General features: G+C 61.4%; 22 protein-coding genes and 1 pseudogene. 18 read left to right on the top strand and 5 right to left on the bottom strand.

Annotated elements, in window-relative coordinates; genetic code table 11:
• Positions 1 to 71 precede the first annotated feature (71 nt).
• Positions 72 to 746 (bottom strand): RadC family protein, encoded by a 675-nt coding sequence (radC, locus tag KVQ74_RS01460; protein ID WP_217829230.1) that lies wholly within the window; start codon positions 744 to 746, stop codon positions 72 to 74.
• A gap of 1,132 nt (positions 747 to 1,878) precedes the next feature.
• On the opposite strand from radC, the gene ltrA reads away from it, so the two are divergent.
• The 5 genes and pseudogenes from ltrA (at position 1,879) to argB (ending at position 7,947) form a co-directional block, all read left to right on the top strand.
• Complete coding sequence (gene ltrA, locus KVQ74_RS01455) at positions 1,879 to 3,564, top strand: group II intron reverse transcriptase/maturase (RefSeq protein WP_217829229.1); 1,686 nt, start codon at positions 1,879 to 1,881, stop codon at positions 3,562 to 3,564.
• A 164-nt stretch (positions 3,565 to 3,728) separates the two neighbouring features.
• Positions 3,729 to 4,937, top strand: coding sequence for a bifunctional phosphopantothenoylcysteine decarboxylase/phosphopantothenate--cysteine ligase CoaBC (coaBC, locus tag KVQ74_RS01450; protein WP_217829630.1), 1,209 nt, complete (start codon positions 3,729 to 3,731; stop codon positions 4,935 to 4,937).
• A 5-nt stretch (positions 4,938 to 4,942) separates the two neighbouring features.
• Positions 4,943 to 5,398, top strand: a complete 456-nt coding sequence (dut, locus tag KVQ74_RS01445; RefSeq protein ID WP_217829228.1) for a dUTP diphosphatase — start codon at positions 4,943 to 4,945, stop codon at positions 5,396 to 5,398.
• 225 nt (positions 5,399 to 5,623) lie between these two features.
• A pseudogene (locus tag KVQ74_RS01440) lies at positions 5,624 to 7,027 on the top strand (phosphomannomutase/phosphoglucomutase); the annotation flags it as partial.
• A 17-nt stretch (positions 7,028 to 7,044) separates the two neighbouring features.
• Positions 7,045 to 7,947: an acetylglutamate kinase gene (argB, locus tag KVQ74_RS01435; RefSeq protein ID WP_217829226.1), complete on the top strand. Its 903-nt coding sequence runs from the start codon at positions 7,045 to 7,047 to the stop codon at positions 7,945 to 7,947.
• Positions 7,948 to 8,019: 72 nt separating this feature from the next.
• On the opposite strand, the gene pyrE is transcribed toward argB, so the two are convergent.
• Complete coding sequence (pyrE, locus tag KVQ74_RS01430) at positions 8,020 to 8,664, bottom strand: orotate phosphoribosyltransferase (RefSeq protein ID WP_202369197.1); 645 nt, start codon at positions 8,662 to 8,664, stop codon at positions 8,020 to 8,022.
• Between the two features lie 82 nt (positions 8,665 to 8,746).
• Here pyrE and KVQ74_RS01425 point away from each other — a divergent pair, with 82 nt between their 5' ends.
• Positions 8,747 to 9,526, top strand: coding sequence for an exodeoxyribonuclease III (locus KVQ74_RS01425; RefSeq protein ID WP_007920349.1), 780 nt, complete (start codon positions 8,747 to 8,749; stop codon positions 9,524 to 9,526).
• Positions 9,527 to 9,590: 64 nt separating this feature from the next.
• Here the strand turns inward: KVQ74_RS01425 and KVQ74_RS01420 are convergent, their stop codons facing one another.
• Positions 9,591 to 9,959 (bottom strand): DUF4870 domain-containing protein, encoded by a 369-nt coding sequence (locus KVQ74_RS01420; protein WP_217829225.1) that lies wholly within the window; start codon positions 9,957 to 9,959, stop codon positions 9,591 to 9,593.
• A 28-nt stretch (positions 9,960 to 9,987) separates the two neighbouring features.
• Positions 9,988 to 10,710, bottom strand: coding sequence for a ribonuclease PH (rph, locus tag KVQ74_RS01415; RefSeq protein WP_217829224.1), 723 nt, complete (start codon positions 10,708 to 10,710; stop codon positions 9,988 to 9,990).
• A 270-nt stretch (positions 10,711 to 10,980) separates the two neighbouring features.
• Here rph and KVQ74_RS01410 point away from each other — a divergent pair, with 270 nt between their 5' ends.
• The 6 genes from KVQ74_RS01410 (at position 10,981) to KVQ74_RS01385 (ending at position 16,293) form a co-directional block, all read left to right on the top strand.
• On the top strand, positions 10,981 to 11,844 hold the full coding sequence (locus KVQ74_RS01410; RefSeq protein WP_217829629.1) for a YicC/YloC family endoribonuclease: 864 nt from the start codon (positions 10,981 to 10,983) through the stop codon (positions 11,842 to 11,844).
• 12 nt (positions 11,845 to 11,856) lie between these two features.
• On the top strand, positions 11,857 to 12,477 hold the full coding sequence (gene gmk / locus KVQ74_RS01405) for a guanylate kinase (protein ID WP_025112706.1): 621 nt from the start codon (positions 11,857 to 11,859) through the stop codon (positions 12,475 to 12,477).
• Positions 12,478 to 12,644: 167 nt separating this feature from the next.
• On the top strand, positions 12,645 to 12,908 hold the full coding sequence (gene rpoZ, locus KVQ74_RS01400) for a DNA-directed RNA polymerase subunit omega (protein ID WP_217829223.1): 264 nt from the start codon (positions 12,645 to 12,647) through the stop codon (positions 12,906 to 12,908).
• Between the two features lie 57 nt (positions 12,909 to 12,965).
• Positions 12,966 to 15,071, top strand: a complete 2,106-nt coding sequence (gene spoT, locus KVQ74_RS01395; RefSeq protein WP_217829222.1) for a bifunctional GTP diphosphokinase/guanosine-3',5'-bis pyrophosphate 3'-pyrophosphohydrolase — start codon at positions 12,966 to 12,968, stop codon at positions 15,069 to 15,071.
• A 27-nt stretch (positions 15,072 to 15,098) separates the two neighbouring features.
• Positions 15,099 to 15,479 carry a RidA family protein gene (locus KVQ74_RS01390; protein ID WP_003229509.1) on the top strand — a complete coding sequence of 127 codons (381 nt, stop codon included), beginning with the start codon at positions 15,099 to 15,101 and terminating at the stop codon, positions 15,477 to 15,479.
• A gap of 73 nt (positions 15,480 to 15,552) precedes the next feature.
• Positions 15,553 to 16,293, top strand: coding sequence for a putative periplasmic lipoprotein (locus KVQ74_RS01385; protein ID WP_217829221.1), 741 nt, complete (start codon positions 15,553 to 15,555; stop codon positions 16,291 to 16,293).
• A gap of 60 nt (positions 16,294 to 16,353) precedes the next feature.
• Here the strand turns inward: KVQ74_RS01385 and KVQ74_RS01380 are convergent, their stop codons facing one another.
• Positions 16,354 to 17,211: an SDR family oxidoreductase gene (locus KVQ74_RS01380; protein WP_217829220.1), complete on the bottom strand. Its 858-nt coding sequence runs from the start codon at positions 17,209 to 17,211 to the stop codon at positions 16,354 to 16,356.
• Positions 17,212 to 17,399: 188 nt separating this feature from the next.
• On the opposite strand from KVQ74_RS01380, the gene exbB reads away from it, so the two are divergent.
• The 6 genes from exbB (at position 17,400) to KVQ74_RS01350 (ending at position 24,211) form a co-directional block, all read left to right on the top strand.
• Complete coding sequence (gene exbB, locus KVQ74_RS01375) at positions 17,400 to 18,353, top strand: tonB-system energizer ExbB (protein WP_217829219.1); 954 nt, start codon at positions 17,400 to 17,402, stop codon at positions 18,351 to 18,353.
• A gap of 6 nt (positions 18,354 to 18,359) precedes the next feature.
• Positions 18,360 to 18,788 carry a TonB system transport protein ExbD gene (gene exbD, locus KVQ74_RS01370; RefSeq protein ID WP_053125060.1) on the top strand — a complete coding sequence of 143 codons (429 nt, stop codon included), beginning with the start codon at positions 18,360 to 18,362 and terminating at the stop codon, positions 18,786 to 18,788.
• A complete protein-coding gene (locus tag KVQ74_RS01365) occupies positions 18,785 to 19,534 on the top strand; it encodes an energy transducer TonB family protein (RefSeq protein ID WP_217829218.1) in 750 nt (249 codons plus the stop codon). Before exbD ends, KVQ74_RS01365 begins: the two co-directional genes overlap by 4 nt.
• 182 nt (positions 19,535 to 19,716) lie before the next feature.
• On the top strand, positions 19,717 to 20,646 hold the full coding sequence (locus KVQ74_RS01360; protein WP_217829217.1) for a hydrogen peroxide-inducible genes activator: 930 nt from the start codon (positions 19,717 to 19,719) through the stop codon (positions 20,644 to 20,646).
• Positions 20,647 to 20,655: 9 nt separating this feature from the next.
• Positions 20,656 to 22,731: an ATP-dependent DNA helicase RecG gene (gene recG / locus KVQ74_RS01355; RefSeq protein ID WP_217829216.1), complete on the top strand. Its 2,076-nt coding sequence runs from the start codon at positions 20,656 to 20,658 to the stop codon at positions 22,729 to 22,731.
• A gap of 79 nt (positions 22,732 to 22,810) precedes the next feature.
• A complete protein-coding gene (locus tag KVQ74_RS01350) occupies positions 22,811 to 24,211 on the top strand; it encodes an aminoacyl-tRNA deacylase and HDOD domain-containing protein (protein ID WP_217829215.1) in 1,401 nt (466 codons plus the stop codon).
• The last annotated feature ends 10 nt before the right edge of the window (positions 24,212 to 24,221 follow it).

Here is a 24,221-nt window from a genome sequence, read left to right as displayed (position 1 = left end):
AGATGATGCTGCCTGACACAACGCCTTCGCGAGCAAGCTCGCTCCCACAGTACTTTCCTTGCGCCTCAGATTTACATCCAGCCACACTCCGCCATCGACAACGGCTCGCCATCGCCGACGATGAAGTGATCGAGCACCCGCACGTCGATCAACTCCAGAGCCTTCTGCAATCGCTTGGTCAACAATCGATCGGCCTGGCTGGGATCCGTGTTACCCGACGGGTGGTTGTGGCACAGGATCACGGCCGCCGCATTGTTCGCCAGCGCACGCTTCACCACTTCCCGGGGATGGACGGCCGTGTTGTCGATCGAGCCACGAAATAGCGTCTCGAAGGTCAGCACCTGATGTTTGGAGTCCAGAAACAGGCAACCGAACACCTCATGCGGCTCATGACGCAGCATGGCTTTGAGGTAATCCCGAACCACCTGAGGATTTTCCAGCGCCGGTTTCTGTCGTGAGCGCTCGGCCAGATGCCGCTTGCTCATTTCTTGAGCAGCTTGCAGTTGGGCAAACTTCGCAGGACCCAGACCCAACTGCCTGCTGAATACCTCCTGGTCAGCCTCAAGCAGCAATCGCAGACTGCCAAACTGATTCAACAGATGCCGCGCCAGATCGACTGCACTTTTCCCCGGCACGCCGGTTCGCAAGAAAATCGCCAGCAGTTCAGCATCCGAAAGGCTCGCAGGGCCCTGTTCCAACAACCTTTCCCGCGGCCTTTCCGCCGCCGGCCAATCGCGAATACTCATACACATTCCTTGTCTGTGGGCGCCGCTGTTCCCTAGCGGTCGCTGTGATATCGTAGCCCATCTTGTGCGACACGATCCTCGTGTCTCCCTTCTTCGAGGTGTCAGGTCATCTTGAAGGGTTCTCTTAGAACCGAAGCATAGGTACCCAGCCCTGTGAAACAAAATCTGCCCGGAAGTCCACTGCCATCAAGGACTTAGCCGCTGCGGCGGTTTGGCAAACCCAGGGTCGAATCGCGCTCCTTAGCTCGACCTCAGTACCGGCGCCCCCGGTCCTGGAGTGCTTAACTTTCCCAGCCCCTCTAAGGGCGCAACCTTGCGGAAAATAATCCCCGCAGGGACTATTTTCTGCCTCAGCAATACGAGGCAACAATTCTCTAAGCATGCTGCATCGGCAGTTCCTGCTTCGCCAAAACTCTCGGAGACATGAGCAAACGCTCTGTCTGTCATTGTCCAACTATCTCTTTTTTGAGTTAGCAGCGGACTCGTTGTGCGACCAACGATAGCCTACGAAGACATGCGCTACTGGTAACGGTGGGGTGTGAAGCTCTTCCAACAATGTAGCCCCCGTCAGGGCATGCTCTCACCGCGAGGTGAGGGTGTGGATGCTCGGAGCAGTACCGGGTTGAGGCGCTAGGCTGGTTGGTACGGGTAAACATGATTGAACTGCTGATAAACGCCGTAACTACGAACGAGCCAAAACTGCTGTCAGGCTCGAGCCAAAAGGCACGGAGCCGGTTATTCCTGTGGGATGTGGGAATACGTCGCTACAAAGGCTCCCGGTGAAAAGGCAGACCCTAAACCAATCGTGTGACAGGCAGGGAACGTGGTAAGCCCGAACAGCTGCCTTAGGGCAGGTGAACCGCAAGGGGATCTGTTGGCTGTGCGGGTATGGGATCGCAGAGAAAGCGAAAGCCGGGCTGTAATGGTCTGGATAGGAGTTGAAACATTACTCCACGGGAAACCGGGCAGACTTCTGCGTGGTCTTGCGTCGCATGAACACTGACTGAACCTGTCTCAATGATCCAAGAGGCCAGCCGTAATGGCCTCCCATTAATCCAACCCTGACGGGAGCGTCCATCCCCGTCAGGGGATGCGTACGTCTTCAGCTCGGGGCATTTGAGAGGAAGGCTGCATGCTAGTACACAGCGCTATAGCCGTGTCTGCGCCATCCGACGTTCCGCAAAGTTGGCATGACATCGACTGGTGTCGCGTTCAGCGGAATGTTCGGGCAATACAGGTACGGATTGCGAAGGCTTGTCGAGAAGGCAACCAACGTCGGGTGAAAACCCTTCAGCGGATGCTGACCCGCTCTCGTTCGGCCAGATACTTGGCCGTTCGAAGAGTCACTGAAAACCAGGGCAAGCGCACGGCGGGAGTCGATCGCGTGCTCTGGGACACACCCGATGCCAAATGGAAAGCGGTAGATGGACTAAAGCGCCACGGATATAAACCACGGCCTCTACGGCGGGTTTTTATCCCGAAATCGAATGGGAAAGAACGCCCTCTGGGCATTCCAACCATGACTGACAGGGCCATGCAAGCGCTGTATTTGCTGGCCTTGGCGCCCATTGCAGAAACCACAGGTGATCCGAACAGCTATGGCTTTCGGATTGAACGTTCGACGGCGGATGCGATGGGACAGCTGTTCGTATGCTTATCCAAAAAGGTTTCGGCCCAATGGATATTGGAAGCGGACATCAAAGGCTGCTTTGACCACATCAACCATGACTGGCTGATCGCCAACGTCCCTACGGACAAAGCGATCCTTCGGAAATGGTTGAAAGCTGGAGTGATACATAAAGGCCAGCTTCAGGCAACGGATGCCGGTACGCCACAAGGCGGAATCATTTCGCCTACCTTGGCAAACATGGCGCTGGACGGTCTGGAAGCACAGCTCAAGCAACATCTGGGCGTGACGAAAGCCAAAAAGCTGAAAATCAATGTGGTGCGTTACGCGGACGATTTTGTGATTACCGGAGAATCGAAAGAGATGCTGGAAAATGAGATCAAACCTTGGGTTGAGCAGTTCCTCGCTGTGCGAGGACTGCAGTTGTCACCCGAGAAAACCCGTGTGGCACACATAGACGTAGGCTTTGACTTTCTGGGATGGAATTTCCGCAAGTACTCCGGGAAGCTCCTGATCAAGCCAAGCAAGAAAAACGTACAAACGTTCTATCGCAAGGTGAAGGAGGTCATCAGCACCAACAAGACGGTTAGGCAAGAGGATCTGATTCGATTGCTGAACCCGATACTGCGAGGCTGGGCGTTATATCACCAGCCAGTAGTCGCCAAGCAAGCGTACAGTCGAATGGACCATGTGATTAACTTCGCGCTTTGGCGCTGGGCCAAACGGCGACATCCCAACAAGGACGCAACCTGGGTGAAAGGAAAATATTTCCCCGCACAGGCGCAGAAAAGCTGGGTATTCGCCAAAACAGTAACAAACAGCAAGGGAGAGCAGATGCCTCTCAAGCTGTACTCGATAGCCGCTACACCCATTGAGCGTCACCGAAAAGTCAGCGGAGGATACAACCCCTTCGACCCTTCAATGGAAGGGATGGGCGAGAAACTGCGTATGGAGCGGATGCTGAAAAAGCTGAAATATCGTACGCAGATTCTCAGTTTGTTCCGAAGTCAGAATGGAAAGTGTGCTCTATGTGAGCAGTCGATTTCCAAAGTAACGGGATGGCATGATCATCACATTGTCTACCGTACACACGGCGGTAACGACTCTCTAAGCAATCGAGTATTATTGCACCCAGTTTGTCACCAGCGACTCCATGCATTGGGTTTGACAGTGAACAAACCGGCCTCTTGATGAGGTTTTGCAAGGCTTGAGCCGTATGCGCTGAAAGGCGCACGTACGGTTCTTAGGGGGCCTCATTCCAGCAATGGAATGGGGCTACCCGACTTTTGCGGGCGAATTCACCCTGGGGAGGGGGTTTCGCCATGCTTGTCACCAACGAAATGAAAGGCAGACCTATGCAGCGGCTGTATCGGAAACGCATCGTTCTGGGCGTCGGCGGCGGCATTGCTGCCTACAAGAGCGCCGATCTGGTTCGCCGCCTGATCGACCAGGGTGCCGAAGTGCGCGTGGTCATGACCCGTGGCGGCAGTGAGTTCATTACCCCGCTGACCATGCAGGCGCTGTCCGGCCACCCGGTTCACCTCGATCTGCTCGACCCGGCCGCCGAGGCTGCGATGGGTCACATCGAGCTGGCGAAATGGGCCGATCTGGTGCTGATCGCCCCGGCCACTGCCGACCTGCTCGCCCGTCTGGCACAGGGCATTGCCAATGATTTACTGACCACCCTGGTGCTGGCCACCGACGCCATCGTCGCCGTGGCCCCGGCGATGAACCAGGCCATGTGGCGCGACCCGGCGACCCAGGCCAACCTGCAACTCCTTGAAAGCCGTGGCCTGAAGACCTTCGGCCCGGCCTCCGGCAGCCAGGCCTGCGGCGACGTCGGCATGGGCCGGATGATGGAAGCCACCGACCTGGCGCAATGCGCGGCGGACTGCTTCCAGCGCCAGGCGCTGACCGGCAAGCATGTGGTGATTACCGCTGGCCCGACCCAGGAAAACATCGACCCGGTGCGCTACATCACCAACCACAGCTCCGGAAAAATGGGCTTCGCCCTGGCCGAAGCGGCGGTGGAAGCCGGCGCCCGCGTCACACTGATCAGCGGCCCGGTGCATCTGCCGACCCCGGATCGCGTCACACGCATCGACGTGGTCAGCGCCCGCGACATGCTCGCCGCGTGTGAAGCCGCGATCCCTTGCGACATCTTCATCGCCTCGGCGGCGGTCGCGGACTACCGTCCGGAAGTCGTCGCCCCACAAAAACTCAAGAAAGACCCTACGAGCGGTGACGGCTTCGTCCTGCAAATGGTGCGCAACCCGGACATCCTGGCGAGCATCGCCACCCGTCCCGACCGTCCGTTCAGTGTCGGCTTCGCCGCCGAGACCGAACACCTGCTCGACTACGCTGCACGCAAGCTGAAGGACAAGAACCTCGATCTGATCGTCGCCAACGACGTCGCCAATCCGAGCATCGGTTTCAACAGCGAGGAAAACGCCTGTAGCGTCATCGACCGTGCGCTTCACGCCACGGTTTTCGCCCAGACCAGCAAGAGCAAGATCGCTCGCCAACTGGTCACTTTTATCGCCGAACGTCTGAACCAGGTTTAACTTACATGCACGCTTTGCAAGCCAAGATCCTCGACCCACGCATTGGCACCGAATTCCCGCTGCCGCAATACGCCACGCCAGGCTCCGCCGGCCTCGACCTGCGCGCCATGCTGGAACAGGACATCGTGATCAAACCGGGTGAAACCGTGCTGATCCCCACGGGGCTGTCGGTGTACATCGGCGACCCGAACCTCGCCGCGCTGATCCTGCCGCGCTCCGGCATGGGCCATAAGCACGGCATCGTGCTGGGCAACCTGGTCGGCCTGATCGACTCCGACTACCAGGGCCCGCTGATGGTGTCCTGCTGGAACCGTGGCCAGAGCGAATTCACCATGCCGGTCGGCGAGCGTCTGGCGCAACTGGTGCTGGTGCCGGTGGTGCAGGCGCACTTCGAGATGGTTGAGGAATTCGTCGAAACCGAGCGCGGCGCCGGTGGTTTCGGTCATTCCGGCACCAAGTGATCCGTTGTGCCGAGGAGCTTGTTCCCCGGCACAAAATTCAAATTGTCATCTGTGAGTTTTACCGCCGCAAATCAAGGCATTGACCGGGCAAAGCCACGCCAGCCGTGGCGTCATGGCCCTTTCACACCACGAACTCTCTGTGGAAAACACCGTCATACCCTTCAGTTTGAGCCTGCCGTCGAATGAGTCGCCGGTGAGTCCAGTCACTTTCGAGATGGAGCATTTCCGCAGATGAGCACCCCAGCCAAGATTGCCCCAAAGCTGCCCGACAGCATCTTCCGCGCCTATGACATTCGCGGCACCGTGCCGGAATTCCTCAATGCCGAAACCGCCTACTGGATCGGCCGCGCCATCGGCTCGCAGAGCCTGGCCCAGGGTGAACCGAACGTTTCTGTGGGGCGCGACGGCCGTCTGTCCGGTCCGGAACTGGTTGCCGAGCTGATTCGCGGCATCGCCGAGAGCGGTTGCCACGTCAGCGATGTCGGCCTGGTGCCGACGCCAGCGTTGTACTACGCCGCCAACGTGCTGGCCGGCAAGTCCGGGGTGATGCTCACCGGCAGCCACAACCCGTCGAACTACAACGGTTTCAAGATCGTGATCGCCGGCGACACCCTCGCCAACGAACAGATCCAGGTGCTGCACGAGCGCATCAAGACCAACAACCTGAGCAGCGGCCAGGGCAGCGTGACCCAGGTCGAAATCCTCGACCGCTACACCACCGAAATCGTCCAGGACATCAAGCTCGCCCGGCGCCTGAAAGTGGTGGTCGACTGTGGCAACGGCGCGGCCGGCGTGATCGCCCCGCAACTGATCGAAGCGCTGAACTGCGAAGTCATCCCGCTGTTCTGTGAAGTGGACGGCAACTTTCCGAACCACCACCCGGACCCGGGCAAACCGGAAAACCTTGTCGACCTGATCGCCAAGGTCAAGGAAACCGGAGCCGACATCGGCCTGGCCTTCGACGGCGACGGTGACCGTGTCGGCGTGGTGACCGACACCGGCAGCATCGTGTTCCCGGATCGCCTGCTGATGCTGTTCGCCCGCGACGTGGTGGCGCGCAACCCGGACGCGGAAATCATCTTCGACGTCAAATGCACCCGTCGCCTGGTGCCGCTGATCAAGGAATACGGCGGTCGGCCGCTAATGTGGAAGACCGGTCACTCGTTGATCAAAAAGAAAATGAAACAATCCGGCGCGCTGTTGGCCGGCGAAATGAGCGGGCATATCTTCTTCAAGGAGCGCTGGTTCGGTTTCGATGATGGCATTTACAGCGCCGCACGGCTGCTGGAAATCCTCAGCAAGGAAAAATCCACGGCGGAAGCGCTGTTCGCGACCTTCCCGAATGATATTTCCACGCCGGAAATCAATATCCATGTGACCGAAGAGAGCAAATTCAGCATCATTGATGCACTGCACGACGCACAGTGGGGCGCAGGCGCCGACCTGACCACCATTGACGGCGTGCGGGTCGACTACGCCAAAGGCTGGGGCCTGGTGCGCGCCTCCAACACCACACCGGTGCTGGTGCTGCGCTTCGAGGCCGATGACGAGGCTGAACTGCAGCGCATCAAGGATGTGTTCCACGCCCAACTGAAACGCGTTGCACCTGATCTCCAACTACCGTTCTGATCCACCCGGAGCCCTGAATGACCCTCGAACGCGAAGCCGCCGCCCACACCGCCCAGGTCCTGTCCGAAGCGTTGCCTTACATCCGACGCTATGTCGGCAAGACCCTGGTGATCAAATACGGCGGCAACGCGATGGAAAGCGAGGAGCTGAAAACCGGCTTCGCCCGCGACATCGTGCTGATGAAGGCCGTGGGCATCAACCCGGTCGTGGTTCACGGCGGCGGCCCGCAGATCGGTGATCTGCTCAAGCGCCTGTCGATCGAAAGCCACTTCGTCGATGGCATGCGCGTTACAGACGCGGCGACCATGGACGTGGTGGAAATGGTCCTCGGCGGCCAGGTCAACAAAAGCATCGTCAACCTGATCAACAGCCATGGCGGCAGCGCCATCGGCCTGACCGGCAAGGACGCCGGGCTGATTCGCGCGAAGAAGCTCACCGTGACCCGCCAGACGCCGGAGATGACCCAGCCGGAGATCATCGACATCGGCCATGTCGGCGAAGTGGTCGGGATCAACACCGAACTGCTGAACCTGCTGGTCAAAGGCAACTTCATCCCGGTGATCGCGCCCATCGGCGTCGGCGAGAACGGCGAGTCGTACAACATCAACGCCGACCTGGTGGCGGGCAAGGTTGCCGAAGCGCTGAAAGCCGAGAAACTGATGCTGCTGACCAACATCGCCGGCCTGATGGACAAGTCGGGCAAGGTATTGACCGGCCTGAGCACCCAGCAGGTCGACGACCTGATCGCCGACGGCACCATCTACGGCGGCATGCTGCCGAAGATCCGCTGCGCACTGGAAGCGGTCCAGGGCGGCGTAGGCAGCTCGCTGATCATCGACGGCCGCGTGCCGAATGCGATCCTGCTGGAAATCTTCACCGATACCGGTGTGGGTACGCTGATCAGCAACCGCAAGCGGTAAGCGCCCGAGCAAACAAAAAGACCCCGCTCAGCCTGGCTGAGCGGGGTCTTTTTTTACCTGTTGCGCAATGCGTTATACGCCAAACTGCGCGCGATACGCTTCCACGGCTGGCAGGTGTTGCTTGAGCTGCGGGTCGTCCGCGAGGAATTCCAGGACCTGATTCAGCGACACGATGCTGATCACCGGGATGCCGAAATCACGCTCGACTTCCTGGATGGCCGACAGTTCGCCGTTGCCGCGCTCCTGACGGTTCAGGGCAATCAGCACGCCGGCGGCCTTGGCACCCTCCTGGGAAGCGATGATCTGCATCACTTCGCGGATCGCGGTGCCAGCAGTGATCACGTCGTCGATGATCAGCACCTCGCCGGTCAGCGGGGCGCCAACCAGGCTGCCGCCTTCGCCGTGGGCCTTGGCTTCCTTGCGGTTGAAGCACCATGGCAGGTCACGGTCGTGATGTTCGGCCAGTGCCACGGCGGTGGTCGCCGCCAACGGGATGCCTTTGTAGGCCGGGCCGAACAGGACGTCGAACGGAATACCGCTTTCAGCGATGGCGGCGGCGTAGAAACGCCCCAGCTGTGCCAGGGCCGAACCCGAGTTGAACAGGCCGGCGTTGAAGAAGTAAGGACTGGTGCGCCCGGACTTCAGGGTGAACTCACCGAAGCGCAAAACGCCGCGATCGATGGCAAAACGAATGAAATCGCGCTGATACGCTTGCATGAAAAAAACCCCAAATACCACGGATTTAGCTAATTAGCTTGACGCCGTGTATCATACACGCACGCGATTTTTGGGGCCATTTATGCGGATCATCAGTGTGAACGTCAATGGTATTCAGGCTGCAGTCGAGCGAGGTTTGCTCAGTTGGCTGCAAGCACAGAATGCCGACGTCATCTGCCTGCAGGACACCCGTGCCTCCGCCTTTGAACTGGATGACCCAGCCTTCCAACTGGACGGCTACTTCCTTTATGCCTGCGATGCTGAAGTCCCTGCCCAAGGTGGCGTGGCTTTGTATTCGCGGTTGCAACCGAAGGCTGTCATCAGCGGTCTCGGTTTCGAGACGGCCGACCGCTACGGGCGCTACCTGCAAGCAGATTTCGACAAAGTCAGTATTGCCACCTTGCTGCTTCCTTCGGGGATGAACGGCGATGAGGACTTGAACCAGAAGTTCAAGCTCATGGACGACTTCGGCAAGTACCTGGACAAACAGCGGCGCAAACGTCGCGAGTACATTTATTGTGGCTCGCTGTACGTGGCGCAGCAGAAGCTCGACATCAAAAACTGGCGCGACAGCCAGCAATCCCCGGGATTCCTCGCGCCTGAGCGCGCCTGGATGGACGAGATTGTCGGCAACATGGGTTATGTCGATGCCCTGCGCGAAGTCAGCCGCGAAGGCGATCAGTACAGCTGGTGGCCGGACAACGAACAGGCCGAGATGCTCAACCTTGGCTGGCGCTTCGACTACCAGATCCTGACCCCGGGCCTGCGGCGCTTCGTGCGCAGCGCACGCCTGCCGCGTCAGCCTCGGTTCTCGCAGCATGCGCCGCTGATCGTCGACTACGACTGGACGCTGACCATCTGAGGCGTCTTTTCGCAGATACAAAAAAACCGACAGCGATGTCGGTTTTTTTGTGCGCGGGAGTGAGCTACTTGATCAAGCGCCAGGTAAACGGATAGCGATACGGAAAACCGTCGTTAGCCTTCACCCCGGCAATGATCGTCAGCACCAGCGCACCAATCGCCACCAGGCCAAACAGCACGAAGCCGATAATCAGCACCATCAGCAGGAAGCAAATGAGCGAGGCAATCGCGACGGTGATCTGAAAGTTCAGCGCCTCTTTGCCCTGGGCGTCGATGAACGGGTCCATCTCGCGCTTCATCTGCCAGAGGACCAGCGGCCCGATCAGCGTGCCGAACGGAATCCAGATCCCCAGCAAGGCGGACAAGTGACAAAACATCGCCCATTGCCGAACCTCCTGGCTCGGTTTGGGCAGCAACTCTTGTTCATCACTCATCGCGTCCTCCTTGCGGTTGTGTGCCTGCTCAGTCGGCCAGCGCCGCCTTTTGCAGGTCGAAAATCTCGTTCATGCCTTTCTTCGCCAGCGCCAGCATCGCGGTCAGCTCTTCAGGCTGGAACGGCGCGCCTTCGGCGGTGCCCTGGACTTCGATGAAGCCGCCAGTGCTGGTCATCACTACGTTGAGGTCAGTCTCGGCGGCGGAGTCTTCAAGATAGTCCAGATCCAGCACGGCCTCGCCCTGATACATGCCCACCGACACGGCACCGATCATTTGCTTGAGCGGATCGCCACCTTTCAGGCCACCGCGCTTCTTGATCACTTTCAGCGCATCGACCAGCGCAACCATGGCGCCGGTGATCGACGCGGTGCGGGTGCCGCCGTCAGCCTGGATCACGTCGCAGTCGACGTACAGCGTGATATCACCCAGCTTGGACATGTCCAGCGCAGCGCGCAGGGAGCGACCGATCAGACGCTGGATTTCCAGGGTACGACCGCCCTGCTTGCCACGGCTCGCTTCACGCTGGTTACGCTCGCCGGTGGCGCGCGGCAGCATGCCGTACTCGGCGGTCAGCCAGCCCTGGCCCTGGCCCTTGAGGAAACGTGGCACGCCGTTCTCGACGCTGACGGTGCAGATGACTTTGGTATCACCGAATTCGACCAGTACCGATCCCTCGGCGTGCTTGGTGTAGTTGCGGGTAATGCGGATCGAGCGGAGCTGATCGGCAGCGCGACCACTTGGACGTTTCATAGGAGATACCTGTACTGGGGACGGAAAACTGCGGAGCATTATAGGGCCGCGCACCGCGCCTGGGCACTGCCTAAAAATTCCGACCGACGACTGAAGGCCCTGAAGCGTACATCGCCGACGGCCTGCAGCCCTTTGTCACACCGTGTGTTTGGGCGCATCCGCCGCACTGCGCTACAATCCTGCGCCTTTGCTGCCAGTCGGCTTAAATTCATTGATATCGGGCTTGCGGAGCACATGTTCCGCGCCGATCTGCATTGCGAGGTCACCGCCATGGTGCACAGCATGACCGCCTTCGCCCGCGTCGAGAAAGCCGGCGCCCAGGGCACCCTGAGCTGGGAGCTGCGCTCGGTCAACAGCCGCTATCTGGAACCCCATCTGCGCCTGCCGGAGTCGTTCCGCGACCTCGAAGGCGCCGTGCGCGAAGCGCTGCGTCAGGGCCTGTCGCGGGGCAAACTGGAATGCACCCTGCGCTTCACCGAGGAAAGCACCGGCAAACCGCTGCAAGTGGATCGCGAGCGCGCCGCGCAACTGGTCGCCGCCGCCGAAACCGTCGCCGGGCTGATCAAGAATCCCGCCGCACTGAACCCGCTGGAAGTGCTGGCCTGGCCTGGCGTGCTGGTGGCCGACGCGAGCGACCCGCAGGCGCTGAACGCCGAAGCCCTGGCGCTGTTCAATCAGGGCCTGAAAGAGCTCAAGGCCGGTCGCGAGCGCGAAGGCGCGGAGCTGGCACGGCTGATCAACGAACGCCTGACCTCCATTGAGGAAGACGTGACGACGCTGCGCGAACTGGTTCCGCAGATGCTCGCCACCCAGCGCCAGAAGGTGCTCGATCGCTTCGCCGACATGAAGGCCGAGCTCGATCCGCAGCGCCTGGAACAGGAAATGGTCATGCTCGCGCAAAAGAGCGACGTGGCCGAAGAACTGGATCGCCTGAGCACCCACATCATCGAAGTTCGCCGGGTTCTGAAGTCCGGCGGTGCCGCCGGACGGCGCCTGGACTTCCTGATGCAGGAGCTCAACCGCGAAGCCAACACACTGGGCTCCAAGGCCTTCGACCCGCGCAGCACCCAGGCGGCGGTCAACCTCAAGGTGTTGATCGAGCAGATGCGCGAACAAGTGCAGAATATTGAGTAAGGCTACCCCGACATGACCCACAGCACCGGCACCCTGTACATCATTTCCGCCCCATCGGGTGCGGGCAAGAGCAGCCTGGTCAAGGCCCTGACCGACGCCAATCCAGAGATCCGCGTCTCGATCTCCCACACCACCCGCGCCATGCGCCCAGGCGAAGTGGACGGCGTGAACTACCACTTCGTGAGCCGCGAAGAGTTCGTGAAGATGGGCGAGCACGGCGATTTCCTCGAACGCGCCGAAGTCTTCGGCAACTTCTACGGCACCTCGCAAAGCCGCCTGCAGCAGACTCTGGACGAAGGTCACGACCTGATTCTGGAAATCGACTGGCAGGGCGCCGAGCAGGTGCGCAAGCTGATGCCACAGGCACGTTCGATCTTCATTCTGCCGCCGTCGCTTCAGGCCCTGCACCAGCGCCTGACCAACCGTGGCCAGGACAGCGACGAAATCATCGACGGGCGGATGCGCGAAGCGGTCAGCGAGATGAGCCACTACGTAGAGTACGACTACCTGATCATCAACGACGATTTCGCCCACGCGCTGGACGATCTGAAAGCGATTTTCCGCGCCAACCAGCTGCAACAGAAACGCCAGCAAGTGCGTTTCGGCAAACTGCTGGCTGAATTGCTGGGTTAACCGACACTTCCCAAAACCGCTGCAAGGGCTTTACATTGGCACTTGTAGCGCGTTGGAAAGGTTGGTCAAAAAATCAGCGCTTCCCTAATCGCTGGTGTTTTTTTAAACTGCTGAGTCCGCTCGCCCATCCGGGCACCGCGCATATTGCATTTGCTACGAGGAAGACCATGGCCCGCGTAACCGTTGAAGACTGCCTAGAACACGTGGATAACCGCTTTGAGCTGGTCATGCTCTCTACCAAGCGTGCCCGTCAACTGGCGACCGGTGGCAAAGAGCCGCGAGTCGCATGGGAAAATGACAAGCCTACCGTTGTTGCCCTGCGTGAAATTGCTGAAGGCATCTGCACCCCCGAGTTCATCGCCGCCGAAGAAATCGTCACCGAAGACCCGGTCTTCGCTGCGTTCGAGGACGAGTCCAACGAGGCCGTTTAAGCCTATGCCTGGTCGACGTAGCACGGCGCGGGATCACAGCTTGCGGCAGGAGTCATCATGCCGAGCATAGACGCCCTCGCCGATCGCTTATCGACCTACCTCGGTCAGGACCAGGTCAATCTGGTCCGCCGAGCGTATTTCTACGCCGAACAGGCCCACGACGGCCAGCGCCGCCGCAGCGGCGAGGCGTATGTCACGCATCCTCTTGCCGTGGCCAATATTCTTGCCGACATGCACATGGACCATCAGAGCCTGATGGCCGCGATGCTGCATGACGTGATCGAAGACACCGGTATCGCCAAGGAAGCGCTGCAAGCGCAGTTCGGTGAAACCGTGGCCGAACTGGTCGACGGGGTCAGCAAACTGACCCAGATGAACTTCGAGACCAAGGCCGAAGCCCAGGCTGAAAACTTCCAGAAAATGGCCATGGCCATGGCGCGCGACATCCGCGTGATCCTGGTCAAGCTCGCCGACCGCCTGCACAACATGCGCACGCTGGAAGTGCTGTCCGGCGAGAAACGCCGGCGCATCGCCAAGGAAACCCTCGAAATCTACGCGCCCATCGCCAACCGCCTGGGCATGCATTCGGTGCGTATCGAATTCGAAGACCTCGGCTTCAAGGCCATGCACCCAATGCGTTCCGCGCGGATCTACCAGGCCGTCAAGCGCGCCCGGGGCAACCGCAAGGAAATCGTCAACAAGATCGAAGAGTCACTCGGGCACTGCCTGGCGATCGACGGCATCCAGGGCGAAGTCAGCGGCCGCCAGAAACACCTCTACGGCATCTACAAGAAAATGCGCGGCAAGCGTCGGGCCTTCAACGAGATCATGGACGTCTATGCGTTCCGGATCATCGTCGACAAGGTCGACACCTGCTACCGCGTGCTGGGCGCCGTACATAATTTGTACAAGCCGTTGCCGGGACGCTTCAAGGATTACATCGCGATTCCCAAAGCCAACGGCTATCAGTCGCTGCACACCACGCTGTTCGGCATGCACGGCGTACCGATCGAGATCCAGATCCGCACCCGCGAAATGGAAGAGATGGCCAACAACGGCATCGCCGCCCACTGGCTGTACAAATCCAGCGGTGACGAACAGCCGAAAGGCACCCACGCCCGCGCCCGCCAATGGGTCAAGGGTGTGCTGGAAATGCAGCAACGCGCCGGCAACTCGCTGGAATTCATCGAGAGCGTGAAGATCGACCTGTTCCCGGACGAGGTCTACGTGTTTACGCCCAAGGGCCGGATCATGGAGCTGCCGAAAGGCTCCACGGCGGTCGACTTCGCCTACGCGGTCCACACCGACGTCGGCAACAGCTGCATTGCCTGCCGGATCAACCGTCGTCTCGCACCGCTGTCCGAACCGCTGCAAAGCGGCTCCACGGTCGAGATCGTCAGCGCTCCCGGCGCGCGGCCGAATCCGGCGTGGCTCAATTTCGTGGTCACCGGCAAGGCCCGCACGCATATCCGCCACGCGCTGAAACTGCAACGCCGCTCCGAGTCCATCAGCCTCGGCGAGCGCCTGCTGAACAAGGTGCTCAACGGCTTCGACAGCTCGCTGGAACAGATTTCCGCCGAACGCGTCCAGGCGATGCTCACCGAGTACCGCCTCGAAGTGATCGAAGACTTGCTCGAAGACATCGGCCTGGGCAATCGCATGGCCTATGTCGTGGCGCGCCGCTTGCTCGGCGAAGGCGAGCAACTGCCAAGTCCGGAAGGCCCGCTGGCGATTCGCGGCACCGAAGGCCTGGTACTCAGCTACGCCAAGTGCTGCACGCCGATTCCGGGCGACCCGATTGTCGGGCACCTGTCGGCGGGCAAAGGCATGGTGGTGCACCTGGACAACTGCCGCAACATCAGCGAAATCCGCCACAACCCGGAAAAATGCATCCAGCTCTCGTGGGCCAAGGATGTCACCGGCGAATTCAACGTCGAACTGCGCGTCGAACTGGAACACCAGCGTGGCCTCATCGCCCTGCTGGCCAGCAGCGTCAACGCGGCCGACGGCAATATCGAGAAAATCAGCATGGACGAGCGCGATGGTCGCATCAGCGTCGTTCAACTGGTGGTCAGCGTCCACGACCGTGTACACCTGGCCCGCGTGATCAAGAAACTGCGCGCCCTGACCGGCGTGATCCGCATCACCCGCATGCGCGCGTAGCCCTCCAGCCATTACAAGGAGTCATACATGACCAAAACCGTCATCACCAGCGACAAGGCCCCGGCCGCCATCGGCACCTACTCCCAGGCGATCAAGGCCGGCAATACCGTGTACATGTCGGGTCAGATCCCGCTGGACCCGAAAACCATGGAACTGGTCGAAGGCTTCGAAGCCCAGACCGTCCAGGTGTTCGAGAACCTGAAAGCCGTGGCCGAAGCGGCCGGCGGTTCGTTCAAAGACATCGTCAAGCTGAACATCTTCCTCACCGACCTGAGCCACTTCGCCAAGGTCAACGAGATCATGGGCAAGTACTTCGACCAGCCGTACCCGGCTCGCGCCGCCATCGGCGTTGCTGCCCTGCCGAAGGGTTCGCAGGTTGAAATGGATGCCATCCTGGTCATCGAGTAATGCGTACGGCGCGGCCTTCAAACGCCGCGCCGACTGCTCTGCGGTAAAGAAAAGGTTTTGAAAGGACTCCACCATGCGCAAAGCGCTTGCTCTCTCGCTGCTCGCCATTTTCCTCGGTGGTTGCGCCAGCAACCCTGCCGACCGTGACATCAGCGGCACCTGGATCAATCAGGTCGCCATCGATGCCGCTGCCAAGGGCGGCCCCCTGCGCGAAGCGCTTCAGGCCTACGGCCCGAACCTGGAATGGGACGTCAACACCAAGGCCAGCCAGGCCCGCTACACCAATGGTTTCGAGAATGTTGAAGGACGGCTGCTGGGCGAACAGTCCGGCGCCTGGAAAGTCGACTTCTATGGCAGCTCCGCCAGCGAACTGAAACGCGACGGCCGCCAGTTGCAACAGGTCGCCAGCGAAAACGAGCCGGAACAGCTTTTCGACCGCGCACAGATTCCAGTGCCGGACGGCGCACCGATCGGCGCCAGCTTCGAGCGTGCGCTGTACGCGGCCTATCTGGGCGGCAACTGGACAATCGTCAACGGCCAGGGCGAAGGCAGCGCCGTGCAGTTTCAGGCCGACGGCCAAGTGTCCGGCCTGCCGGGTGCCGACCGCTATGCCCTGTGCCTGGCGGGTGATTGCGCATCGATGAGCGGCGGCAATGACAGCATGTGGCTGCAACAGAACGGCCAGGGCAACAACTGGATTTTCGTGCGCAAGGGCAAAGAGCTGGAAATCCTGCAGGCCGTCAACACGGCACTGGCGGACGAACAGCCGCAGTTCACCCCCGGCGAACGCAAATGGCTGCTCGAAAAGCAATAAAGCCGTAGAAATCCCTGTGGGAGCAGTCTTGCTCCCACAGTCGTTTTCAGCCTTTAAACGTCAGCAGCGCCCTTCAAGAATCGCCGCATAACCTTCGCGAAAACTCGCATACCTCGGCGTCCAGCCCAGCGCTTTCGCCCGCCCGTTGCTGCAACGCTTGCTGCCGGTGCGACGCACACTGGCGTCCTCCGCCCATTCGGTGACACCCAGATACTCGCGCAACCACGCCACCACGTCGGCCAGCGGTGCCGGCGCGTCGTCCACGCCGATATAGACGTCATCCAGCGCGACGCCACGTCGATCGGTTTCCAGTAGAAACGCCATCAACCCCGCCGCGTCATCGACGTGAATGCGATTGCCATAGAGCGGCGGATCGATCGCCACCCGATACCCGCGACGCACCTGGGTCAGCAACCATTCGCGGCCAGGGCCATAGATGCCGGTCAGGCGCACGATGCTCGCCGGGATGCCGCTGGTCAGCGCCACCTGCTCGGCTTCGAGCATCAAGCGGCCCGAGTAACCGGCCGCGACCGTCTCGGAGGACTCATCCACCCACTCGCCATTCTGCTGACCGTAAACGCTGCTGCTGGAGACAAACAGAATCCGTTTCGGCTGCTGCCCATGCTGCTTCAGCCAGCCCAGCACATGCTGCAAACCCTCGACGTAAGCGGCGCGGTAGCCCGCCTCGTCATGTTCGGTGGCGGCGGCGCTGTACACCAGATAATCCAGCGAACCCGACGGCCAGTCAGCCGGGCACTCGGCGTTGAACAGATCACCCGCCACACCGATCACCCCGGCCGGCAAACGCGAAATCGAGCGACGCAAACCATAAACCTGCCAGTTCCCGGCCAGCAATTGCGTAGCCAGACGACTGCCGACATCACCGCAGCCGGCGATCAAAACAGAAGGCGCGGACATCAAAAATCTCCCATCGGAAAGCCACAGACTAGCCTCGGCAAGGGACGAGCGGCTAGCAATGCAGGAAAAAAAGCTACTCTATTACTTTTGTTAACAAGAATTACTTGCAATAATGCACGCCACTTTTGTTCTCGGCCTCACGAGGCCTGGAAGAGCATCACCGTTTTTCTATCTCAGGTCCGGCCAGCATGACACGTAATCAAACCTCCGCTTCGCCAACCAAACGAGCCAGCGCCTGGAGCGCCGTGGTCGCCCTGCTGCTCAGCCTGACGCTGGCGCCGGTCGCCGCGTTCGCTGACGCACAAGCGCCAGCCACCCCGGCCGCGACCGAACATGCCGCCCCGGCTACCACGCCAGTCGCCACCGATCCGGTTCAGGCTGTCGATGCCTCGGCAGTCGACGCCGCACCGGAAGTCCTCGAAGCCGACAACACCCTGGGTATGGCCCACGACCTGTCGCCATGGGGCATGTACCAGAACGCCGACATCATCGTGAAAATCGTGATGATCGGTCTGGCCATCGCTTCGATCATCACCTGGACCATCTGGATCGCCAAAGGCTTCGAGCTGATGGGCGCCAAGCGTCGTCTGCGCGGTGAAATCGCCAACCTGAAGAAAGCCGTCACCCTTAAAGAAGCGAGCGCCACCGCCGGCAAGGAAGGCACCCTCGCCAACCTGTTGGTGCATGATGCCCTCGAAGAAATGCGCCTGTCGGCCAACGCCCGCGAGAAAGAAGGCATCAAGGAGCGCGTCAGCTTCCGCCTCGAGCGCCTGGTGGCCGCCTGTGGCCGCAACATGAGCAGCGGCACCGGCGTACTCGCCACCATCGGTTCCACCGCACCGTTCGTCGGCCTGTTCGGCACCGTGTGGGGCATCATGAACAGCTTCATCGGCATCGCCAAAACCCAGACCACCAACCTGGCCGTTGTCGCACCGGGCATCGCCGAGGCGTTGCTGGCCACCGCGCTGGGTCTGGTCGCGGCGATTCCTGCGGTAGTGATCTACAACGTGTTCGCCCGCTCCATCGCCGGTTACAAGGCGCAGGTGTCCGATGCTTCGGCACAGGTCCTGCTGCTGGTCAGCCGCGACCTCGACCACCAGCCTGAGCGCAGCTCGCAGCCGCACATGGTCAAAGTGGGGTAATCGGCCATGGGCCTGCATTTGAAAGAAGGCGCAGACGACGATCTGGCCGAGAACCACGAAATCAACGTCACACCGTTCATCGACGTGATGCTGGTGCTGTTGATCATCTTCATGGTGGCCGCTCCGTTGGCCACCGTGGACATCAAAGTCGACCTGCCTGCCTCGACCGCCAAACCGGCGCCACGGCCGGAGAAACCGGTGTTCCTCAGCGTGAAGGCTGACCAGCGCCTGTTCCTCGGTGAAGACGAAGTGAAGCCCGAAGCCCTCGGCGCGACCCTCGACGCCCGGACCAAAGGCAAGAAAGACACGACCATTTTCTTCCAGGCTGACAAAGGCGTGGATTACGGCGACCTGATGAGCGTGATGGACAACCTGCGCTCGGCCGGTTACCTGAAAGTCGGTCTGGTCGGACTCGAGACGGCAGCCAAGAAATGATCACGACGCGCCATAAGCTGACGCGTTACAGCGGTAGCCTGGTCGTGGTGCTGGGCGTTCACGCGCTGGCCATCGCGCTGGCGCTGAACTGGACCGCCCGCCCGCCCATCGAGCTGCCTCCCCAGGCCATGATGGTCGAGCTGGCGCCGGTTCCGGCCCCGCCACCGCCTGCTCCGCCGAAAGTCGTCACACCGCCGCAGCCACCGGCTCCGGTCGAAGAGTTGCCGCTGCCGAAACTGGCTGAGGCGCCGAAGGCCGAGATCGCCGTACCTCAGCCCAAACCCAAGCCGAAGCCGAAACCTCAGCCGCCCAAACCGGTGGAGAAGAAGCCGGAACCGGTGAAGGAAAAACCGTCCGAGGAAAAACCGGCGGAAACCCAGCCGACCCAGGCGCCGACGGAGAAATCCGCTCAACCTGCGCCAGGCCCGTCGCCTGCGCAAATGGCGGCCAAGGCCAGTTGGCAGGGCACCTTGCTTGCGCACCTGGGCAAGTACAAGAAGTACCCGGCCAGCGCTCAGGCGCGGGGCAAGGAAGGCTTGAACCGGCTGCGCTTCGTGGTCGATGCCGAAGGCAACGTGCTGTCGTTCGAACTGGTGGGCCGCTCCGGCAACGCCGATCTGGACCGGGCCACCCTGGAAATGATCCGCCGCGCCCAACCGCTGCCCAAGCCACCGGCCGACATGTTGACCAATGGCTCGATCGAAATTGTTGCGCCGTTTGTGTACTCGCTGGAAAAACGCCGCTGATCTTCCGCAGGCTGATGCACCAACCAATAGCTCCAGCCAAAAAAGGCACCGAAAGGTGCCTTTTGCTTATCTATCCCTGGCAAACCGGCATTGCCCGGTGTCGCACGCCTCACTCAGTCTGATAACGTGCGTCTATCGATTGCAGCCGGTATGCTTGGCCCGCATCTTCATGGACGCTTGCTATGACTCTCACAGAATTACGCTACATCGTTACCCTCGCCCAAGAGCAGCATTTCGGCCACGCGGCCGAGCGTTGCCACGTCAGCCAGCCGACCCTTTCGGTGGGCGTGAAAAAGCTTGAAGACGAACTCGGTGTGCTGATTTTCGAGCGCAGCAAAAGCGCCGTGCGCCTGACCCCGGTCGGCGAGAGCATCGTTGCCCAGGCGCAGAAGGTACTGGAACAGGCCCAGGGCATCCGCGAACTGGCCCAGGCTGGCAAGAACCAGTTGACCGCTCCGCTGAAAGTCGGCGCGATCTACACCGTCGGCCCGTACCTCTTTCCGCACCTGATCCCACAACTGCACCGGGTCGCCCCGCAGATGCCGTTGTACATCGAAGAAAACTTCACCCACGTGCTGCGCGACAAACTGCGCAACGGCGAGCTGGACGCGATCATCATCGCCCTGCCGTTCAACGAAGCCGACGTGCTGACCCTGCAACTCTACGACGAGCCGTTCTACGTCCTGATGCCGGCCCAGCACCCGTGGACACAAAAGGAATCCATCGACGCCGGCCTGCTCAACGACAAGAGCCTGCTGCTGCTCGGCGAAGGCCACTGCTTCCGTGATCAGGTACTCGAAGCCTGCCCGACCCTGACCAAGGGCAACGACGGCGCCAAGCACACCACGGTCGAGTCCAGCTCGCTGGAAACCATTCGCCACATGGTCGCTTCGGGCCTGGGCATTTCGATCCTGCCGCTGTCGGCGGTGGACAGCCATCACTACGCACCGGGCGTGATCGAAGTGCGGCCACTGTCGGCGCCCGTGCCGTTCCGCACCGTCGCCATTGCCTGGCGTGCGAGCTTCCCACGACCGAAAGCCATCGAGATCCTCGCCGACTCCATTCGCCTGTGCTCGGTCGCCAAGCCGGCGGCACCGGTCACGGCGGGTTAAGCGAGCGTCATGAGCGAGTTGTCGCAAGTGTCGGTGACGGCACTCAAGGGTGTCGGCGAAGCCATGGCCGAGAAACTCGCCAAGGTCGGCCTGGAGAACTTGCAGGACGTGCTGTTCCACCTGCCGCTGCGCTACCAGGATCGCACCCGTGTGGTGCCGATCGGCGCGTTGCGGCCGGGACAGGACGCCGTGGTCGAAGGCACCGTCAGCGGTGCCGACGTGGTCATGGGCCGGCGGCGCAGCCTGGTGGTGCGCTTGCAGGACGGCACCGGCGGCCTCAGCCTGCGTTTCTACCACTTCAGCAATGCGCAGAAGGAAGGCCTCAAGCGCGGCACGCGGATTCGCTGCTACGGCGAAGCCCGGCCCGGCGCCTCGGGACTTGAGATCTACCACCCGGAATACCGCGCGATCAACGGCGACGAACCGCCGCCGGTGGATGAAACGCTGACCCCGGTCTACCCGCTGACCGAAGGCCTGACCCAGCAGCGTCTGCGCCAGTTGTGCCTGCAGACCCTGACCCTGCTCAAGCCCGCCACCCTGCCCGACTGGCTGCCGACCGAACTGGCCCGCGACTATCAACTGGCGCCGCTGGCCGACGCGATCCGTTACCTGCACAACCCGCCCGCCGACGCCGACGTCGATGAACTGGCCCTCGGTCATCACTGGGCGCAACATCGTCTGGCCTTCGAAGAGTTGCTGACTCACCAACTCTCCCAGCAGCGCCTGCGCGAAAGCATGCGTTCCCTGCGCGCGCCAGCGATGCCCAAAGCCACGAAGCTGCCGGCCAAATACCTGGCCAACCTCGGCTTCAATCCGACTGGCGCCCAACAGCGCGTCGGCAACGAAATCGCCTACGACCTCAGCCAGCACGAACCGATGTTGCGCCTGATCCAGGGTGATGTCGGCGCCGGCAAGACCGTGGTCGCCGCCCTCGCCGCGCTGCAAGCGCTGGAGGCGGGTTATCAGGTCGCGCTGATGGCGCCGACCGAGATTCTTGCCGAGCAGCACTTCATCACCTTCAAGCGCTGGCTCGAACCGCTGGGCATCGAGGTGGCGTGGCTGGCCGGCAAGCTCAAGGGCAAGAACCGCGTGGCCGCGCTGGAGCAGATCGCCAGCGGCACGCCGATGGTGGTCGGCACCCACGCGCTGTTCCAGGACGAAGTGCAGTTCAAGAACCTCGCGCTAGTGATCATCGACGAACAGCACCGCTTCGGCGTGCAACAGCGTCTGGCGCTGCGGCAGAAAGGCGTTGGCGGGCGCATGTGTCCGCATCAACTGATCATGACCGCCACGCCGATTCCGCGAACCCTGGCGATGAGCGCCTACGCCGACCTCGACACCTCGATCCTCGACGAACTGCCGCCGGGCCGCACGCCAGTCAACACCGTACTCGTCACCGACACCCGCCGCGTCGAAGTCATCGAACGGGTGCGCAGCGCCTGCGCCGAAGGACGTCAGGCCTATTGGGTGTGTACGCTGATCGAAGAGTCCGAAGAGCTGACCTGCCAGGCCGCCGAAACCACTTTCGAAGACCTCACCGCCGCCCTCGGCGAGTTGAAGGTCGGGCTGATCCACGGCCGCATGAAGCCCGCCGAAAAAGCCGCCGTCATGGCGGAATTCAAGGCCGGCAACCTGCAACTGCTGGTTGCGACCACGGTGATCGAAGTCGGCGTCGACGTGCCCAACGCCAGCCTGATGATTATCGAAAACCCCGAACGCCTGGGCCTCGCGCAACTGCACCAGTTGCGCGGCCGGGTCGGCCGGGGCAGCGCGGTCAGCCATTGCGTGCTGCTCTATCACCCGCCGCTGTCACAGATCGGTCGTCAGCGCCTGGGCATCATGCGTGAAACCAACGATGGTTTCGTCATCGCCGAAAAAGACCTCGAACTGCGCGGCCCCGGCGAAATGCTCGGCACCCGCCAGACCGGCCTGCTGCAATTCAAGGTCGCCGACCTGATGCGCGACGCCGATCTGCTGCCCGCCGTGCGCGATGCCGCCCAAGCGTTGCTGGAACGCTGGCCGACCCACGTCAGCCCGTTGCTCGACCGCTGGCTGCGCCACGGGCAGCAATACGGCCAAGTGTGAGCACCGTCGCAGTTTCTGACAGCTCGTTCCGAGCAAGCTGGTTATACTCCGGTAATTGTTTCAAAAACGGATACAGACCATGACCGAAGCTGCTCTCGCCCCCGACACTCCGCACGCTCCGTCAGTCATTCGGCTGCTGCTCGACAAACTCGGCATTGCCTTCGAAGAAGTGCTCGACCACCACGGCCTCAATGCCTCGCGCAAGGTGCAGGCCGTGTTGCTGGACGACGCGGTCGGAGCGCTGATGGTGTTATTCCCGCAGAGCCAGTTGCTGGACCTCAACCGCCTCGCCGAACTGACGGGCCGCCGCCTCACCGCCGTGTCCACCGAGCGCCTGGAAAAGATGCTCGGCAAACATAGCCTGAGCCTGCTCCCAGGCCTGCCGGCGCTGACCAGCTCGCCGTGCCTCTACGAAGAAGGCCTGCTGCGCGAGCCGAAGTTGCTGATCAACTCCGGCGAGCCGGGCGTGCTGCTGGAAATCACCAGCGAAGCATTCAAGACCATGCTGACCAAGGCCAGCGCCGCCAACTTCGGCGAAGCCCTGAGCAGCATCCGGCCGAACCTCGACCGCCCGGACGATGACCGCGAGGAAATCACCCAGGCCGTGCAGGCGTTCACCGCACGACGCATCCAGCAACGCCTGGAAGCGACCATCGAGATTCCGCCGCTGGCCGAAACCGCACAGAAAATCATCAAGCTGCGCGTCGACCCCAACGCCACCATCGACGACATCACCGGCGTGGTCGAAACCGACCCGGCGCTGGCCGCGCAGGTTGTGAGCTGGGCGGCATCGCCGTACTACGCCTCGCCGGGCAAGATCCGCTCGGTGGAAGACGCCATCGTCCGCGTCCTCGGTTTCGATCTGGTGATCAACCTCGCGCTGGGCCTGGCCCTGGGCAAGACCCTGAGCCTGCCCAAGGACCACCCGCAACACACCACGCCGTATTGGCAGCAGTCGATCTACACCGCCGCCGTCATCGAAGGCCTGACCCGCGCCATGCCGCGCGCCCAGCGCCCGGAAGCCGGCCTGACCTACCTCGCCGGTCTGCTGCACAACTTCGGCTACCTGCTGCTGGCCCACGTGTTCCCGCCGCACTTCTCACTGATCTGCCGCCACCTGGAGGTCAATCCGCACCTGTGCCACAGCTATGTCGAGCAACACCTGCTGGGCATCAGCCGCGAACAGATCGGCTCCTGGTTGATGCGCTACTGGGACATGCCGGACGAACTGGCCACCGCCCTGCGCTTCCAGCATGACCCGAGCTACGACGGCGCCTACGCCGAGTACCCGAACCTCGTGTGCCTGGCCGTGCGCCTGCTGCGCAGTCGCGGCATTGGCTCGGGGCCGGATGAGGACATTCCGGATGCGTTGCTGGAGCGTGTGGGTCTGACTCGCGACAAGGCCAACGACGTGGTCAGCAAGGTGCTGGAAGCGGAAGTGCTGCTGCGCGAACTGGCTTCGCAGTTCAGCCAGGCCTGATACGCAACAG

Origin of the sequence: Pseudomonas botevensis, from assembly GCF_019145475.1 — a bacterium.
Lineage (GTDB): Bacteria > Pseudomonadota > Gammaproteobacteria > Pseudomonadales > Pseudomonadaceae > Aquipseudomonas > Aquipseudomonas botevensis.
Note: the sequence above shows the minus strand (reverse complement) of the source record. Positions and strands in the feature narration are given on the sequence as shown.